This is a genomic window from Arsenophonus sp. ENCA (assembly GCF_002287155.1).
Lineage (GTDB): Bacteria > Pseudomonadota > Gammaproteobacteria > Enterobacterales > Enterobacteriaceae > Arsenophonus > Arsenophonus nilaparvatae.
Window position 1 is genome coordinate 1 of record NZ_NHNG01000334.1, and the last position, 2,105, is coordinate 2,105.

The following is a 2,105-nucleotide window of genomic DNA, read 5'->3' on the forward strand; positions in this document are numbered from 1 at the left end:
AGCACCAGAATGTTTCTATATTGAGAAAAAACTGCGTGAAAAAATGCAAATCCCTGTTTTCCATGATGATCAGCATGGTACTGCCATTATTTCAACCGCCGCAAGATTGAATGGTTTACGGATTGTTAATAAAAAAATTGACCAGGTTCGCTTAGTTGTTTCAGGTGCAGGTGCTGCTTCTATCGCCTGCATGAATTTATTGGTTGCATTAGGTCTTAATCGTAGCAATATCATTGTCTGTGACTCAAAAGGCGTTATTTATCGTGGCCGCGATGAAGTGATGGATGAAACTAAAGCCGCTTATGCAATTGAAGATAATGGTTTACGTACTCTAGAGGATGTTATCCCAGGCGCGGATATTTTCTTAGGTTGCTCAGCGCCGGGTGTGTTGACTGCGGAAATGGTAAAATCGATGGCTAATGCACCGCTTATCTTAGCATTAGCCAATCCGGAGCCAGAAATTCTTCCTTCAATAGCAAAAGCAGCACGGCCTGATGCAATTATCTGCACTGGGCGTTCTGACTATCCTAATCAGGTAAACAATGTACTCTGTTTTCCTTTTATCTTTCGCGGCGCGCTGGATGTTGGAGCAACCACGATTAATGAAGAGATGAAACTAGCTTGTGTTCAGGCAATTGCTGATTTGGCATTAGCTGAGCAGAATGACGTTGTTGTCTCTGCTTACGGTGATCAGGAGTTAAAATTTGGTGCTGATTATATTATCCCAAAACCTTTTGATCCGCGCTTAATTGTTAAAATTGCGCCAGCAGTCGCTAAAGCGGCAATGGAATCTGGTGTAGCAACACGACCAATTACAGATTTTGATTCTTATATAGAAAAACTTAATGAGTTTGTCTATAGCACCCACCTATTTATGAAGCCGATTTTTTCCCTGGCCCGCAAAGAAAAAAAATGGATTGTATTAGCGGAAGGTGAGGAAGAACGAATATTGCATGCAACCCAAGAATTAATATCCTTAGGTTTGGCTTATCCGATTTTAATTGGTCGACCCAGTGTGATTGAAAAGCGGATTGAAAAGCTTGGGTTACAAATTAAAATTGGTGAAGACTTTGAGTTGATTAACAATGAAAATGATCCGCGTTTTAAAACCTATTGGCAACAATATTATCAATTAATGAAACGCCATGGTGTTTCGCAGGAAATGGCCCGTAGAGAAGTGATCAATAACCCAACCTTAATTGGTGCGTTGATGATCCGCCAAGGTGAAGCCGATGGCATGATCTGTGGTACTGTTGGTAGTTATAATCAACATTTTACCATTATAAAAAATGTGCTTGGCTTCCGGCAGAATAGTTCAGTAGCGGGTGCAATGAATGCCCTAATGTTGCCAACGGGCAATACTTTTATTGCAGATACCTATGTGAATGATAATCCAACCCCTGAGGAGCTGGCGGAACTTACCTTGATGGCGGCACAGGCGGTAAGGCGTTTTGGTATTGAGCCTAAAGTGGCGCTATTATCTCGCTCAAGTTTTGGTTCTTCAGACTGTCCATCAGCACAAAAAATGCGTAAAACATTGGCATTGGTCAAACGTGTCGATCCTGAGTTGGAAATTGATGGAGAAATGCACGGCGATGCAGCATTAGTTGAAAACATTCGGCGAGATATTATGCCGGATAGTACATTAAAAGGATCGGCTAATTTGCTGATTATGCCTAATATGGAAGCTGCGCGTATTAGTTATAACTTACTTCGTGTTACCAGTTCTAATGGCGTCACTGTGGGGCCGGTATTAATGGGAATGGCAAAACCAGTTCATATATTAACGCCGATTGTATCGGTACGACGTATCGTTAATATGGTTGCGCTAGCTGCAGCGGAAGCACAAACTCAACCATTGTAGAATAAAATTAACCACAAATTTAGGCCTCTGTTACTCACGACAACAGAGGTTTTTTATATTATGGCAAGATAAAATATAGCCGTTAATTTTGTTGATTAATTGTTTAAATATTTACACGAGTTTCGCACAAAACTAATTTGGGTACGCTAATAAAACACGGATGTGCTCAGCAATAGCATTTTTGATTACGTCCCAATTTTGTTGATAAAGGGTTATTTTTTCAGATATACGACGTTTATGT

Annotated in this window: 1 protein-coding gene; it reads left to right on the forward strand. The window is 40.6% G+C overall.

Annotated elements, in window-relative coordinates; all coding sequences use genetic code 11:
* Positions 1–1,864, forward strand: a 1,864-nt coding sequence (locus tag CBG25_RS08955; protein ID WP_290606128.1) for an NADP-dependent malic enzyme, incomplete at its 5' end; no start/stop codon positions are given.
* Between the last annotated feature and the right edge of the window lie 241 nt (positions 1,865–2,105).